Origin of the sequence: Collinsella sp. HCP28S3_E12, assembly GCF_052065595.1 — a bacterium.
Classification (GTDB): Bacteria; Actinomycetota; Coriobacteriia; order Coriobacteriales; family Coriobacteriaceae; genus Collinsella.
Genome location: NZ_JBQHTS010000004.1, coordinates 64,609 through 79,950 on the forward strand (window position 1 = coordinate 64,609; position 15,342 = coordinate 79,950).

At 59.8% G+C, this 15,342-nt stretch carries 11 protein-coding genes; 3 read left to right on the top strand and 8 right to left on the bottom strand.

Annotated features, from left to right (window positions below):
- The first annotated feature begins 166 nt into the window (after nt 1-166).
- Nucleotides 167-988: a MurR/RpiR family transcriptional regulator gene (locus tag ACTNBY_RS02580; protein WP_441048763.1), complete on the top strand. Its 822-nt coding sequence runs from the start codon at nt 167-169 to the stop codon at nt 986-988.
- A gap of 20 nt (nt 989-1,008) precedes the next feature.
- Here the strand turns inward: ACTNBY_RS02580 and ACTNBY_RS02585 are convergent, their stop codons facing one another.
- On the bottom strand, nt 1,009-2,397 hold the full coding sequence (locus tag ACTNBY_RS02585) for a glycoside hydrolase family 1 protein (protein ID WP_161155933.1): 1,389 nt from the start codon (nt 2,395-2,397) through the stop codon (nt 1,009-1,011).
- 251 nt (nt 2,398-2,648) lie between these two features.
- On the opposite strand from ACTNBY_RS02585, the gene ACTNBY_RS02590 reads away from it, so the two are divergent.
- Nucleotides 2,649-2,993, top strand: a complete 345-nt coding sequence (locus ACTNBY_RS02590) for a hypothetical protein (RefSeq protein ID WP_441063244.1) — start codon at nt 2,649-2,651, stop codon at nt 2,991-2,993.
- A gap of 218 nt (nt 2,994-3,211) precedes the next feature.
- Here the strand turns inward: ACTNBY_RS02590 and ACTNBY_RS02595 are convergent, their stop codons facing one another.
- On the bottom strand, nt 3,212-4,354 hold the full coding sequence (locus ACTNBY_RS02595; protein WP_441048764.1) for a PDDEXK nuclease domain-containing protein: 1,143 nt from the start codon (nt 4,352-4,354) through the stop codon (nt 3,212-3,214).
- A gap of 120 nt (nt 4,355-4,474) precedes the next feature.
- Between ACTNBY_RS02595 and ACTNBY_RS02600 the strand changes: the two genes are divergently transcribed.
- Nucleotides 4,475-5,407 carry a DMT family transporter gene (locus tag ACTNBY_RS02600; RefSeq protein ID WP_441048765.1) on the top strand — a complete coding sequence of 311 codons (933 nt, stop codon included), beginning with the start codon at nt 4,475-4,477 and terminating at the stop codon, nt 5,405-5,407.
- Here the strand turns inward: ACTNBY_RS02600 and carB are convergent.
- From carB to purD, 6 genes are all read right to left on the bottom strand, one after another.
- The gene (carB, locus tag ACTNBY_RS02605; protein WP_441063246.1) at nt 5,296-8,610 is read right to left on the bottom strand and encodes a carbamoyl-phosphate synthase large subunit; all 3,315 of its coding nucleotides are present in this window, start codon (nt 8,608-8,610) and stop codon (nt 5,296-5,298) included. The genes ACTNBY_RS02600 and carB overlap by 112 nt on opposite strands.
- Nucleotide 8,611: 1 nt before the next feature.
- On the bottom strand, nt 8,612-10,057 hold the full coding sequence (gene carA / locus ACTNBY_RS02610; RefSeq protein WP_441048767.1) for a glutamine-hydrolyzing carbamoyl-phosphate synthase small subunit: 1,446 nt from the start codon (nt 10,055-10,057) through the stop codon (nt 8,612-8,614).
- Between the two features lie 411 nt (nt 10,058-10,468).
- The gene (locus ACTNBY_RS02615) at nt 10,469-11,434 is read right to left on the bottom strand and encodes a hypothetical protein (RefSeq protein WP_441063247.1); all 966 of its coding nucleotides are present in this window, start codon (nt 11,432-11,434) and stop codon (nt 10,469-10,471) included.
- Nucleotides 11,435-11,453: 19 nt separating this feature from the next.
- Nucleotides 11,454-13,223 (bottom strand): ABC transporter ATP-binding protein, encoded by a 1,770-nt coding sequence (locus ACTNBY_RS02620; protein ID WP_441048769.1) that lies wholly within the window; start codon nt 13,221-13,223, stop codon nt 11,454-11,456.
- 82 nt (nt 13,224-13,305) lie between these two features.
- Nucleotides 13,306-14,001, bottom strand: coding sequence for an NUDIX domain-containing protein (locus tag ACTNBY_RS02625; RefSeq protein WP_195838565.1), 696 nt, complete (start codon nt 13,999-14,001; stop codon nt 13,306-13,308).
- A gap of 21 nt (nt 14,002-14,022) precedes the next feature.
- Entirely contained in the window at nt 14,023-15,327 is a 1,305-nt protein-coding gene (gene purD / locus ACTNBY_RS02630) for a phosphoribosylamine--glycine ligase (RefSeq protein WP_441048770.1), read from the bottom strand.
- Nucleotides 15,328-15,342: the final 15 nt, after the last annotated feature.

Here is a 15,342-nt window from a genome sequence, read left to right on the forward strand (position 1 = left end):
CGCCGGCTATATCCAAAATCGGTTACATGCTGTGCCACAAGGTTGCGAGATGGCTACGCGAGTTTCATAACGTGAAACTCCGCAGGAATACCGGCATGTTTGAGCTATAGTTTGGTCAAATGAGGCCCTCTTATTCGGGCCACTGAACATAAAGGGGACAGCCATCATGGAAAAATCCATCTCGATGGGATCGGTTGCCGAACGGTTGCTTGACTACATCGACACTGCAATGCAGCACGACACCAACTACGAGATAGCGACCACGCTGGTGAAAAACTACAGCAAGCTGAGCGAGCTCTCGATTGGAGAAATCGCCGACATGTGCTTCGTCTCGAAGGCTTCAGTGTCGCGATTCTGCCGGTTTATGGGTTTCGCTGATTTCAAGGACCTGCGCAACCAGCTTGAACATGACGTCCTCAAAACCGGGTTGTTTCCACATGCCTTTGTAGAACAGCTGTCAAATGACACGGAAGGCGCTCTGGCATCCTACCGGGAGGCGATCCTGCTCAATATCGAAACGACCATCTCGGCGGCAAACATCGCGAAACTGCCCGCCATTGTCGATGATTTGCACGACAGCGGGCATGTCGCGTTCTTCTCCCACCACTTCCTCTGGGACGTGGGCCGCTACTTCCAAAGCAGGCTCACCATCATGAACCGCCCCATCGAGCTTTACCTCGATTATTCATCGCAGCTCGCCTGCGCGCAATCGCTCACCAAATCCAGCCTCGCCATCATTTGCAGCATAGGGGGAACATACCCCATTCGTTATCCAGAAATCGTCAACGCACTCGCCGCCTCCGGCTGTCGTCTTCTCGCCATCACACAAAACACCTCAAGCGCCTACTGGAACCATGCCTCCTGCATACTGAACTGCGGAGTGACCAACAACATCGACACGGGCAAGTTCGGTGCGCTTGCCGCCATCGACTTGATAGTCATGGAATACCTGAGGCGTTATGGAGCCGATTCCGGTACTGGCGAGTAATCTCGTCGGACCACCGACGCTCAGCAGGGCAAGCCGTTTTCTCTAATCACGTCCTGATACCAGAAGAAGCTGTCCTTCCTGAAACGAGCGCATTGCTTCGCATCGGTTTCCGTGCGATCGACATACAGAAGGCCGTAGCGCTTAGTGAACCCCTGATGACTTGAGCATAGATCCATGAGGCTCCAAACGCAGTAGCCGAAGACGGGATAGCCTTCGCGAATGAGCTCCTCGACCTCGCCCAAATGTCGTGAAAGGTATTCGATGCGCACGGCATCATGCACCCTGTTCTCCTCGTCAAGTGACTCGGAAAGCGCCATGCCGTTCTCCGTGACGATCATCGGAAGCTGGTAGCGATCGTAGAGCTTGCGCATGCCCACGCGAAGCCCAAGGGGGTCGATGCCGTTCGACATCCACTCGGTCGGCGCGATCGCAGGGTTATCGCAGAGTTCGAAATCCCCGCCCGACCACGGAGGGAACCGGTCGAAGCGGATGGGCTCCGTGCGCTCATGCGCACAATTGCTGAAATAGTAGTTCACCCCAAGAAAATCGGGCCTCGTCGCGACCAGGATGTCGTGGTCCCCGCACTCAACAACAGGGTAGAAACCTTCGCGCTCCAGGTAATAGCGCGCATAAGGCGAGATGTCGCCGCGCACACTCAGGTCGAGCAGGTAGTTCTGCATCATCTCCTCGGCGTTCATGGCCGCAAGCACATCCGCCGAAGCGCTCGTCCGCGGGTTGACCACCTGCATGGCGACAACGGGGCCGATCTGCGCATCGGGGTCGATCTGTCGCAGGCACGCGATGGCGCGATGCTCGGCAAGAGCGACATGATAGCTCATCTGGTAGGCGTTCTTCTGCCGTTGGCGCGGATCGGTTTCGGTGTCACCCGTGTTGCTGGGCGCGGAGGTCGCAATTAGCTGTTCATTCACGGTAACCCAGCGCTTGACGCGCCCCTTGAAGTGCGTGAAGCAGATTTCGGCATAGCGCACATAGAAGTCGATCATCTTACGGCTCTTCCAGCCGCCGAAGGCCTCGACCAACGCACTCGGACATTCGAAGTGATACAGGGTGACCAAGGGCTCGATCCCTCGCTCCAGCAGGTAGTCAATCAGCTGGTCATAAAACGCCAAGCCCTCAGGATTGGGATCCCCCGAGGCATCGGGCATGATGCGGCTCCAAGCGAAACCCATCCGGTAGACCTTGATGCCGAGCTCGGCCATGAGGTCGACATCCTCACGCCAGTGATGATAGTGGTCCGAGGCGATCTTGTTATCGGCGATGCCGGGACGCCCCGGGCCGCGATCGGTGGTTGCCGGACCTTTGCCTCCTTCATCATACCCACCCTCAACCTGAAAAGCGCTGGTGGAAGCACCCCAGAGGAAACCTTCGGGAAACCGGTGCTGAGTCATGAGTTCAACCTCTCGTCACGGATGTCACTTCTTGCAACTCCCGTTATAACGGATGTACGAACCAAAGCCTGTTACTCATTCCCGGGCAATGTTTCACGATTTGAAAACGGCCGTGCCATCATGCACCGCAAACTCTAAAGAACATGCCGTCGCGAAGGCCAAGCCTCATGCCCGCCACCGTCACGTGCCGGCGCCGCACACCGCCAAGCCGCTACTCCCCGTCGCGGAAGGTCAGGAGGTCGCGGTAGTCCGTGTCGCGCGCGCTGCCCGTCTTCGAGAACGGGTTCACCGAAGCAGGACACCTCATCCTCAAGATCTACCTCCTCGACGAAACCAAGGTCGATTTAGGAGACGCAACGTTACTACAGCGCAGGGAAAACGGCCCGCCGAATAAAATCGGATCGATCCCCCGTCTTTCGGTCGATTGCCACCACCATGGATGCCGGAAAGCGCACGGTAACTGCAACAAGCGGCTCATCAGCAACAACGCCAGGCCTGACATGGATGCGCTCAAGACGACCCGTCCAAGTCTCTTGCTCAAACTCTACGCTCTCGCGCTCGATGTCTTCGTCTGTCAGGACCGATCCATCAGCTAGTTTGTACTCAGTCATTATCTAGAACCTCCCTCTCAGACAAACCATGCTTGAGAGCATTGCGGTGGACAATTGCCATGGAAGTATCCTCTCCTCCAGGCAGAGTTTGTCATACTCATTGCATGACAAACTCTTCCTTGATACGTTCCCCACCCCATGCTCATCGGCAAAGCTCAAGGCCATAAGCGAAATAAGCTTCTAACACCGAACAATTCCTACCGCTACCCATCAGACCTCTCCAGCAACATCCGTAAGTCATCGATGGGCGGCAGAGCATCGAGCAACTTTCGTGGCATATCCTTCGACGTCTTATAGGTGGCCACACCCATGGGTTTTGTGAAGTCTTGGATCACATAGTCAACAAATCCCTTGTCCATGTCTTTGCAAAGCACAAGGCCTATGGAGGGATTCTCGTGCTCGCGACGCTCAAAGTCGTCCAGGATGCGTAGATAGCCAGAGAGCTGGCCGAGATAGGCCGGCTTGAAGGGGCCGCTCTTGAGCTCGACTGCAACTAAACAGTTGAGGTCGCGGTTGAAGAACAGGAGGTCGACGTACTGATCGATGCCAAAGGCGTCGAGATGGTACTGGTTTCCCACAAACGCGAAGGCTCGACCGAACGTCATGATGAACTGCTTGATATTCTGCACGATGCCTTGCTCTAACACGCGCTCGTCGACATCCTCCGCATCGCGCACCCCGAGTTCCTCAACATTGATAAAGTCGAGCAGATACTCGTCCTTGAACGTGGCGATAGCGCGCAGCGCCTGCTGACCCTTTGGCAGCGTTGAGAGGAAGTTGTTGGAGACCTCTCCTTGATGATGAAAGTCGTCCGCCTTCAGCGAGCGTTTGAGCGCCTCCACACTTAAGTGCTCAAATGCGCACTTGTGAATGTAGAAGAGCCGCTCGTCAAGGGTCTTAGCACCTGCAAGGATATACCGATGATGGGTAAACCCAATCGCTAAAAAATCATCGAGAGAACATGTGTTTGAATTCGGCACTTGCAAGTGACGAATTTGCAGAAGGCCACCGTCTGAAGATTCGTCACTCACGAGTGACGAATCGAGAAACGCCTGTTCATCGCCCGGAGCAGACCAAGCTTCAAAGAAGATTCGCATATATTTGAGACTTGTTGTGGAGAAACCCCTGAGTCCTGGCAGCTCCTTCCGCAATTGTTCGCTGATGGTTTTGAGCGCGTTGGTTCCCCACGTGCCATTGCGCGTGTTGGCGGAGACGTAGCCTCCCACGGCGAAATAGAGCTGCAGCTGCTGAGCGTTGGCGCTCTTCGCCGCAGCATACTGCGCACGCAATATCGCCGTCTTGATGGTCTGAACTTCCTCACGATAGCCCGTAATCTCTGACATCATGGCGTCCTCCTCTTCTTACGAACTTGTGTTCCATGACGCGTTCTATGCTATCAACGCGTGCGGACACAAAATTGCGCGTACCATAGAGGCGTTTTCTGCTTCGCCTCGTTTGGGAGATGTATGTCCAAACCCTCATCCGCACTCGACGCCAGCTCTTGCGATGTTTACGCCGACTCCGCGCGCCACCCTCTCACGCGCACATGGTGCGTAGCTGCGCTCGCCCTCATCTGCTGCGCGCTCTGGGGCAGTGCGATCCCCTGCATCAAGATCGGCTACGAGCTTCTCGGCATCCAAAACGGCGACGTACCATCGGAGTTTCTCTTCGCTGGCGTGCGCTTTATGCTTGCCGGCGCTATCGCACTTGCCGCTGCAGTCATAACAAGACGTCGCTTGCCTCGCGTCTCACGCACGGGATGGCCACTCGTTATCAGACTCTCGCTTGCCCAAACTATCGTGCAGTACGCCTTCTTTTATATCGGCGTTTCAAACGCTTCGGGTGTGCGCGGCTCAATCGTCAACGCTATGAACACGTTTCTCTGCGTGTTGATGGCAGCGCTCGTGTTCCGGCAAGAACGGCTCACTGCGCGCAAAGTCCTCGGCTGCGCTATAGGTTTTGCCGGAGTCGTTATCGTCAACCTCACCGGTGGCGATAGCGGCGGCGCCGTCACGCTCACAGGCGAGGGCTTCATCCTTATTGCCGCTGTCTCCTACGCTGTCTCGTCTGCCCTCATCCACACCTACTCCCAGCGCGAGGACCCCGTGGCGCTCAGCGGCTACCAGTTTATCAACCCTAGTCATCGCGCAAAGCCCCTTCTGCAGCACACGGTGCAACCGAGTCACCGCAGGCCGGGGCGGGAGGCGGACCTTTCTCTCGGAAAACTTCGCGAAGCCCAGTTTCCGAGAGAAAGTGTCCGGCTGCCGCCCCGGCCGACCAGGTCACATTACACCGTGTACTGCGGCAGGTCCTGCAGGGCGATGACGTCCATGCCCATGTCGTTGGCGCTGCCGTGGCCCTGCTGGTCCTCGCGCACCGCTTCGATAGCACTCACGTAGGTGTTGGCGGCAGACATCGCCGTCACGCAGGTCACGCCGCGGCGCACCGCCTCGGTGCGCAACAGATAGCCGTCGCCGCGCGAGCCCGGGCCGTACGGCGTATTGATGATCACCGCGATCTTGCCATCGGCGATAAGGTCACCGATGTTGGGGCGCTCGCCGTCGTGCGGGCCGCTGATCTTTTCCACGACCTCGCACGTCACGTTGCCTCCACGCAGCACGCGCGCCGTACCCTCGGTAGAGCAGATGTCAAAGCCCAGATAGCGCAGGATACGGGCGACCGAAAGGATATGGCGCTTGTCGCGATCGCACACGCTAATGAACACCTTGCCGGCGCTCGGATCAGGCAGTTTGTAGTCAATCGCCAGCTGTGTCTTGGCGTATGCCTCGGGATAGCTCTTGGCGACACCCATGACCTCGCCCGTCGACTTCATCTCGGGCCCCAGGATAACGTCGGCTCCCGGGAAACGACCCCAGGGCATAACGGCTTCCTTCATACAGAAGCAGTCCAGCTGGCGCTCGTCGCTCGGCAGGCCCAGGCTCGCGATGGAATCGCCCGCCATGATGCGCGCCGCGCACTTGGCCAGCGGCACGCCGGTGGCCTTGGAGATAAACGGCACGGTACGACTGGCACGCGGGTTGGCCTCGATCACGTAGACGGTCTCGCCCTTGATGGCATACTGCACATTGACCAGGCCGCGGACTCCCAGCGCCATCGCGATGCGGCGCGTGGTCTCGCGAAGCTTCGCCTGCAGACTCTCGCTAAAGCTAAACGGCGGAATGCAAGTCGCGGAGTCACCGGAGTGGATACCGGCCTCCTCGATATGCTCCAGAATACCGCCGATGTAGACCTCCTCGCCGTCGCACAGGGCATCGACATCGGACTCGATCGCGCCCTCCAGGAAGCGGTCGAGGTACACCGGATAGTCGGGGCTAATGCGGGCAGCCTCGGCCATGTAATCGTGCAGATGCTCGGCATCGTAGGCGATCATCATGCCGCGGCCGCCCAACACATAGCTCGGACGAACCAGCAGCGGGTAGCCGATATGCGCGGCCACGGCCTCGGCCTCCTCAAACGAGGTGGCCTGACCCGCCGGCGGGTACATAATGCCCAGCTTGTCGAGCAGGGCGGCAAAGCGCTCGCGGTCCTCGGCAAAATCGATGGCATCGGGCTTGGTACCCATGATGTTCACGCCGCTCTCCTCGAGCATGCGCGCCAGCTTAAGCGGGGTCTGGCCGCCGAGCGTCACCACGACGCCGTCGGGGCGCTCAACATCGATAACGTCCATGACGTCCTCGTAGGTGAGCGGCTCAAAGTACAGACGATCGGACGTGTCGTAGTCGGTCGAGACGGTCTCGGGGTTGCAGTTGACCATGATGGTCTCGAAGCCACGGGCCGCCAGCGCGTAGCTCGCGTGCACGCAGCAGTAGTCAAACTCGATACCCTGGCCGATACGGTTGGGGCCGGCACCCAGAATCATCGCCTTGGGCTTATCTGCCGGCGTGGTCTCGTCGGGGGCAACGCACTTCTTGGCGACCGGGCTCGTGCGGTAGATGTTTTCGTAGGTCTTGTAGTGATACTCCGTGGCACTCGAGAACTCAGCAGCGCAGGTGTCGACCGTCTTCATGCTGGGAACCACGCCCAGACCCTTACGGTAAGCGCGAACAAAGCGCTCGTCCGAGCCGGTCAGCGCGGCAATCTCGGCATCGCTCGTGCCATACTGCTTGAGCAGGCGCATCGCGTCGGCGTCGATGTCCTCCACGCGCAGGCCGCGAATGCTCTCCTGGACCTGCACCATATCGTTGATACGGTTGAGATACCACGGATCGATGCCGCAGATGGCATGGATGCGCGCGACATCCCAGCCACGACGCAGGGCCTCGACCACAAAGAAGATGCGGTGCTCAGTCGGGGTGCCCACGGCCTGAGCGAGCTCGTCGTCGCTCAGCTTATCGGCACCTTCCTTGCCACCAGCGCAAATGCCCTGATGCCCGTCCTCCAGCGAGCGCATGGCCTTACCAAAGGCCTCCTCAAAGGTGCGGCCGATCGCCATGATCTCGCCCACGGCTTTCATGCGCGTTGTGAGCGTGGGGTCGGTACCCTTGAACTTCTCAAAGGCAAAGCGCGGCACCTTGACCACACAGTAGTCGATCGTGGGCTCAAAGCAGGCAGGCGTGGCTTTGGTGATGTCGTTGACGATCTCGTCGAGCGTGTAGCCCACGGCCAGGCGAGCGGCGGCCTTGGCGATGGGGAAGCCCGTGGCCTTGGAGGCCAGTGCGGACGAACGGCTCACGCGCGGGTTCATCTCGATGACGATCAGGCGACCGGTCTGCGGGTTCACGGCAAACTGCACGTTGGAGCCACCGGTCTCGACGCCGATCTTCTCCAGAATGGCGAGCGAGGCGACACGCATGCGCTGATACTCAAGGTCGGAGAGGGCCTGCGCCGGCGCCACGGTGATGGAGTCGCCGGTATGCACGCCCATGGGGTCGAGGTTCTCGATGGAGCACACGATGATGCCGTTGCCGGCGTGGTCGCGCATGACCTCCATCTCGTACTCTTTCCAACCCTCGATGGACTCCTCGACCAGCACCTCGTGGGCGGGCGAGAGCTCAAGGCCCTGGTTCACGATGGAGACGAGCTCCTCGTGGGTGTGCGCGATGCCGCCGCCGGCGCCGCCCAGGGTAAAGCTCGGGCGCAGCACGCAGGGATATCCCACGCGCTCGGCGATGGCCTCGGCGTCGGCCACGCTGTAGGCATAGCCCGAGCGCGCGACCTCCAGGCCGATCTCGGCCATGGCCTCGTTAAAGAGCTTGCGGTCCTCGCCGCGCTCGATGGCGGCAAGGTCGCAGCCGATCATCTCGACGCCGTACTGGTCGAGCGTGCCGTCCTTTGCCAGCTCGACGGCGGCGTTCAGACCGGTCTGGCCGCCCAGCGTGGGCAGCAGCGCGTCCGGGCGCTCCTTCTTGATCACGCGCTCGATAAATTCGGCGGTGATGGGCTCGACATAGGTGCGGTCGGCCAGGCCCGGGTCGGTCATGATGGTCGCCGGGTTGGAGTTGACCAGGATGACCTCAAAGCCATCCTCCTTGAGCACCTTGCAGGCCTGGGCGCCGGAGTAATCGAACTCGCAGGCCTGGCCAATGACGATGGGACCCGAGCCAATGACGAGGATACGCTTGATGTCAGTACGCTTAGGCATGTTAGTTCTCCTCGGTCTCGGTCGTGGCGGAACCATTGTCGGCAAAGTTCCAGCCCTGCAGGCGGTCCTTCGCGGTGTCGATGTCCAGGTAGTTCTCCTCGCCGTCCATGAGTCGCGTAAAGGCGGTAAAGAGATAGTGGGCATCGGTGGGGCCGGGCGAGGCCTCGGGGTGGTACTGGACCGAGAAGCACGGGGCGTCGAGCAGCTGAATGCCCTCGGCGGTGCCGTCGTTGAGGTTCACGTGTGTCAGTCGAATGCGGCCAAAGCGCTCGTTCATCACGACGGGCGCGATACCACGGCGCACCCAGACGCGCAGATCGCCGTCGGCCGCATGCTCGGTCTCGCCGCCCGAAAGTTCGGGGACAAGCTTGCCCAAGCTGGGGAACAGCAAGCCAAAGCCATGGTTTTGCGCGGTAATTTCCACGCGGCGGCTGACCAGGTTCATAACCGGCTGGTTACCGCCACGGTGACCGAATTTGAGTTTTTCCATCTGGGCGCCGCATGCCAAGCTGATCATCTGGTGACCCAGGCAAATGCCAAAGACGGGCACCTTGCCGATCAGCTGCTGCACCTGCTCGTAGGTCTCTACCACGGCATCGGGGTCGCCGGGACCGTTGGACAAAAAGACGCCATCGGGATTCATGTCGAGTACCTGACGCGCGGGTGTATCCCACGGCACGACGGTGAGGTCGCAGCCAGCACGGACCAGACCCTCCAGGATGCCACGCTTGACACCGCAGTCGTACGCGACCACGTTGTGGCGGGCGGGAGCGGGGGCCGCAAGCGCAAAGCCATGCTCGGCAGGCAGATCGCTTCCGGCGAACGGATGGGGTGCAGGGCAGCTCACGGTCTTGACCAGGTTCTCCCCCACCAACGTGGGAGCAGAGGCCAAGCGCTCGGCAAGCTCGTCGATGTCGAGGACCTCGGTCGAGATAATGCCCATCTTGGAGCCATTGTCGCGCAGGTGGCGCACCAGGGCTCGGGTGTCGACGCCCTCGATAGCGACGATGCCGTGTGCGCGCAGGTACTCCGGCACGCTGACGGCCGAGCGCCAGTTAGAAGGCGTGGCACACATGTCGCGCACGATCATGCCGCGCATGGCGGGAGCACTCGCAGGGCGTACGTCATCGCCGGGGAAGGCGGACTGGACATCGGTCTCGTCGATGCCATAATTGCCAATCTGCGGATAGGTCATGGTAACGATCTGGCCAGCATAGCTCGGGTCGGTCATAACCTCAAAGTAACCCTCGAGTGAGGTATTGAAGCAGACTTCGCCGGTCGCGGTGCCCTCGGCACCACATGCACGGCCATAAAAAATGGTCCCATCCTCAAGGTACAGGATGCAGGGACCGCAAGCACCCTTGCTGGTTTTGGCCAGCATGCGCTGGCACAGTTCGCTGGGCGCGATGGTGCGGGCGGCAGCGCCCGCAATATGGTTGTTCGCCATAGTTCTCCTTCCCGGTCTCTCGGGACCGGCTTAAAGGTGTGTAGTTAGGCCTCGCGGTATTCTAACCGTAAGTATGACTTATGGCGTTAATTACATAGAATTGTTTACAAAATGATAATTATGACTTCTTATGCATAATGATTTTTCTGGGACGGGGATTAAAAAATCATTCTGAAAGCAGAGCTTTGTCGCTGAGTAGTCAATTTGGGACGGGGCTATTTTAGCTGCCCCGTCCGTCAATCAACCTAACCGTCGTGCCACCAGCCGGGGTAGCTAAAATAGCCCCGTCCCAAATTGACTACTCGCCAACCGCATACATGACAGAATAATTTTTTAATCCCCGTCCCAGAAAAATCATCCCGCGTGGACTTGCGGCTCACGCGGGATGTCATCGTTCTATATGGCTGGGGACTACTTTTGCTTGTCCTGCTCAAGTAATTCGGACGGGGTGCGGCCAAGCTTGCCGCCACGGAAAATCTCGCGGCCGTGCAGGCGGTGCTCCAGGTCACGTTCGGCCTTTTCCTCGTCAATCTTAGTCTGGCTCACCGCCGGGTCCTCGATGAGCGACGATACCGAGTTCACCTGTTTCTGAATACGCTCGGCAATGGTGTCATCCATGCTCACGATACGCATCTTCCAGTCGATATTGGTGGCGTTGGAAGAGCTCTTGGTCCAGACGAACGTCAGGATGGCGCTCTGGTGGCCCTGGGCGGGAAACATGCCAAAGAAGGAATCATGCTGAATCCTGCTGTCCTCGTCGATATAGGCGTGGACGTTATACACCACACGGTCAATCTTGTCGTTGAGCAGGGCATTGGTTGCGAGCGCCGCCGCCTGAATCTGACCGTTGGACAGCAACTCGAGCTCATTGGCAGAAGACGTGTCCAGCACCGTCACCTCAACCGTGCCCGCACTCTCGTCGGCCTCGTCGACGGTAAAATCGAGCGGGAACTGCGTAAAGCCGTTGCCCCATTCAAGTCCACCTTTGAGCGCGGTCGAGACGGTATCCACCGAAACGCTCTCGGAGAGGTTCGCGGTGTTCAGGCGTCGCATCACGCCGTAGCCGATCTGCATGCCCACAATCAGCACCAAGATGCCGATAACCACGGCCATGGCAGTTTTCGTAATGGTATGGCTCACCTGCGAACCCGAAGGATCGTCCTCGGACAGCGGGTCGATATGTTTTGCCTGGCTCGCGCGATCCTCGCTGCGCAGCCGCGCCAGTGTCGCCTTGTCACCGCGTTTGACGGCAGACTCTTTCTCGCGCATGCGCTCGGTACGCTTTTTGGCGAGTGTAGGATCCAAGACGCCGGATGCATCGATTTCGGAGAATAACTCCGTCACTTCTTCCGGAGTCAGATGGTTCTTATCAGCCATAACCTTCCTGCCATATCAATCAGTCGAGCTCGTGCGCACGCGCACCTTCGAACTGCATTCGATAGTAACGGGCATAAGTGCCGCCACGGGCGAGAAGCTCCTCGTGCGTGCCACGTTCCACAACGCGACCATGCTCAACGGTCGCAATCTCGTCGGCATGCTTAATGGTCGAGAGACGGTGAGCGATGATGATCGTGGTGCGGCCGCGCGCCAAGCGCTCGAGCGACTCCTGCACCGCCTCCTCGCTCTCGTTATCCAGAGCACTGGTCGCCTCATCCAAAATAAGGATCTTGGGATTTTTGAGAAACACGCGCGCGATGGCGACGCGCTGCTTTTGACCACCAGAAAGACGGCTGCCGCGCTCGCCCACCACGGTGTCATAGCCCTGCGGAAGCGACTCGATAAAAGCATCGATGTTGGCGCGATGGGCCGCCTCGGCGATTTCTTCTGCCGTGGCGCCCGGCTTGCCATAGGCGATGTTCTCGCCAATCGTTCCGTCGAACAGATAGACATCTTGCTGCACCAGGCCGATGGATCGGCGCAGGCTACGCTGCGTCACGTCGCGCACATCCTGGCCGTCAATGCTAATGGAGCCGGCGGAAACGTCGTAAAAGCGCGGCAACAGCGAACAAGTCGTTGATTTGCCGCCGCCCGAGGGACCAACCAAAGCGATGGTTTGACCGGGCTTAATGGACAGATCCATATGGTCGATAACGGGACGCGTCCCGTCGCCCGCGCCCAGCTCGACATCCTCGTAGCTAAAGCACACGTCGCGATACTCAACAGAGCCGGCCGTCACCTGCAGATCCGCAGCACCCGGCTTATCCTGAATATCGGGGACAGTCGAGAGCACCTCGTCCATGCGCTTAAAGCCGGCGATGGCTTTCTGATACGTCTCGGCCGAATTGACGAGCGTCTCAAGCGGCGTGCAGAACAGCGAAATGTAGAGCGCGAAGGTTGCCATATCGACCGCCTGCAGCTGGCCTTGGGCAACGAGCCAACCGCCCAGCAGCACCACGATCACATAGAGCACGCCCGAGAGCAGACCATACGTCGCGGTGTAGACGCCCATGGCGTGATACATGTTTTCCTTGGACGAAAGGTAGCGATCGTTAGAGGCACGGAACTTAGAGCGTTCGGTCTGCTCATTGGCAAAGCTTTTGACCACACGCATGCCCGCCAGCGAATCCTGCAGCTGCGCATTGATGCCGCTGATCTTTTTGCGGTTATCGCTAAAGACCTCGCGCATGCGCATATTCTGCCAAAACATAATGACCGCGAACACCGCCGTCACCACGGCCATGACGAGTGCGAGCACCGGCGCAATGGTAAACAGAATCACAAACGAGCCAATGATCTCGATACCGCAAATAATGATCCATTCGGGCACGTGGTGCGCCGCCTCGCAGATATCGAACAGGTCGTTGACCACGCGGCTCATCATGTCACCCGAGCTGTTGCGATCAAAGTACGCAAAGCTAAAACGCTCGTACTGATCGAACAAGTCCTCACGCATCTTGGACTCCATGCGCGCGCCCATCACGTGGCCCCAATAGCTCACAAAGTAGCGGCAGGCGCAGCGGGTGGCATACATCAGCACCAGTCCCACCGCGATCATACCGAGCGCCTGCATAATGGCAGTCTGGCCCTGGGTAAACAGCCCGCCGCACAGATTGCGCAGGATAATGGGAAACGCCAGGTCAATGGCGGCGAGCACCAGGGCGCAAATGGTATCGGCAACAAAAAGCCCCATCTGGGGCTTGTAGTAAGACAGAAAACGCTTCAGCATGTGATCCTCAAAGAAATATCAGCAACGTAAGACCCTGGGACAAAGCAATCAGTAGTACTTGTCCCAGGGCTATCCCCACTCGTTACAGTTCAGAACCACCAAGGCGGTGCGCGATGCTGTCGCAGGCGAGCGCGCCCACGACGGTCTTGGCATCCTCGATCTTGCCGTCGAGCACGGCATCGATCAGCTCGTGCAGCGGCACCAGGTCAACGTTGACAAACTCGTCATCGTCGGGGTTGGGCGCATCGAACTCGAGCTTGGTGGCCAGGTAGATGTGAATAATCTCGTCGCAAAAACCGCAGGTCGTGACAATAGACGTTAAAAAGCGAATGCGCCCGGCCTTAAAGCCCGTCTCCTCATGCAGCTCGCGCCTGGCACAATCGAGCGGGTCCTCGCCTGGGTCGAGCTTGCCGGCGGGAATCTCAACCGTCACGCGGTCGATGGCGGTGCGGTACTGACGCACCAGTACGATCTTGCCGCTCTCGGTCAGCGCCACAACGGCCGCCGCACCCGGATGGCGAACGATATCGCGGGCGCTGCGGTGACCGTTGGGCAGCTCAACCTCAAGACGGTGGACGTCGAGGATCTTGCCCTTCCAGGCGCACTCCTCCGAAAGAATCTTCTCGTGCAGCTCGGCATCGTGCGGGTCGTCGTCGCCCAGCACCAGCGCCGGCTCGTCAGCGACCTCGCCACCAGGCTCGCCCTCGGCGTGCCCATACATGCGGCTGTCCTCTTCGACGATTTGCGCGTCCACGAGCTCTTCGTTCTTCTCGTCCATCCGTCTCATTCCTCTCGGATTTTAGGCATCCCAGGCGTCGCGGCCGCGCAGCGCGCGCAGGCCAATGTCGTGACGCAGGGTCTTGCCCTCAAAATCGATCTTCTCGCAAGCCTCGTAGGCAAGGTTGCGAGCGTTCTCGAACGTGTCGCCCAGCGCGGTCACGGCGAGCACGCGGCCGCCGTTGGTCACGAGCTGGCCGTCCACCACGGCGGTGCCGGCGTGATACACGGTCACGTTCTCCATGGCCTCGGCGTCCTCGATGCCGGTGATGACCTTGCCCTTCTCGTAGCTGCCGGGATAACCCGCGCTCGTCAGGACAACGGCCACCGCCCACTCGTCACGCCAATCGAGCTCAATCTGGTCGAGCTCGCAGTTGGCGCAGGCAAGCATGACCTCGACCAGGTCGTTCTTAAGGCGCGGCAGCACGACCTGCGTCTCGGGGTCGCCAAAGCGAGCGTTAAACTCCAGCACCTTGGGGCCGGCGGGGGTAAGCATAAAGCCGCCGTACAGGCAGCCACGGTAATCGATGCCCTCGGCGGCGAGCTCGGCCACGGTCTGCTCCATGACCTTCACCATGGTGGCGTGCTCATCGTCGGTCACGATGGGCACCGGGCTGTAGACGCCCATGCCGCCCGTGTTGGGACCAAGGTCGCCCTCAAGCGCGCGCTTGTGGTCCTGCGAGGTGGCCATGGGGCGCACGGTCTTGCCGTCGGTAAAGGCCAGCAGCGAGCACTCGGGGCCAACGAGCATCTCCTCGATAACCACGGTGTTGCCGGCGTCGCCAAAGGTGCCGCCAAAGCACTCGCGCACGGCCTCTTCGGCCTGCGAAAGCTCGGTTGCCACAATAACGCCCTTGCCCGCGGCAAGACCGTCGGCCTTCACGACCAGCGGAGCGCCCTGCTCGCGCACATAGGCGAGAGCCGAAGCCTCGTCGGTAAACGAGCCGTAGGCGGCCGTCGGAATGCCCGCGCGCTCCATGAGCTGCTTGGAGAACAGCTTAGAGCCCTCCATCTGAGCACCCTCGGCACCCGGGCCAAAGCAGGGAATACCCGCCGCGCGCACGGCGTCGGCCACGCCCGCCACGAGCGGAGCCTCGGGGCCAATCACCACGAGTCCGCATCCGTGGCTCTGTGCAAACGCCGCCACGGCAGCAGGATCGCAATCGTCGAGAACCACGTTCTCGCCGCAGCTCGCGGTGCCGCCGTTGCCCGGGGCGATGTAGAGCTTGCCGGCGCGCGGTGATGCCGCGAGCTTGGCTGCCAAAGCATGCTCGCGGCCGCCGCTGCCCAACAACAGGATGTCGATGGTTTGAGTGTCCGCCTTCAAGGGTGCCTCCTCTAT